We start from the raw sequence: 219 nt of genomic DNA, 5'->3' as shown, positions 1-219 counted from the left end.
AATGGTGGGTCATGATGGACTTGAACCATCGACCAATGGATTAAAAGTCCACTGCTCTACCAACTGAGCTAATGACCCGCTCTGATGCTTGTAAAAAGCTGCGTAAATCCGCCGATATAAGACCATTCAAAAAGAATGGTGGGTCATGATGGACTTGAACCATCGACCAATGGATTAAAAGTCCACTGCTCTACCAACTGAGCTAATGACCCGCTCTGA

Annotated in this window: 2 tRNA genes; both read right to left on the bottom strand. The window is 45.2% G+C overall.

Features of this window, described 5'->3' with window-relative positions:
* Positions 1-2: 2 nt before the first annotated feature.
* Positions 3-78: transfer RNA gene (locus tag AN394_RS21515), tRNA-Lys, on the bottom strand.
* A gap of 58 nt (positions 79-136) precedes the next feature.
* Positions 137-212: transfer RNA gene (locus AN394_RS21510), tRNA-Lys, on the bottom strand.
* Between the last annotated feature and the right edge of the window lie 7 nt (positions 213-219).

The sequence above is a fragment of the Pseudoalteromonas sp. P1-26 genome (assembly GCF_001401795.1).
Taxonomy (GTDB): Bacteria; Pseudomonadota; Gammaproteobacteria; order Enterobacterales; family Alteromonadaceae; genus Pseudoalteromonas.
The sequence above is the reverse complement of the archived record's forward strand: the minus strand, read 5'-3'. Positions and strand labels throughout refer to the sequence as shown.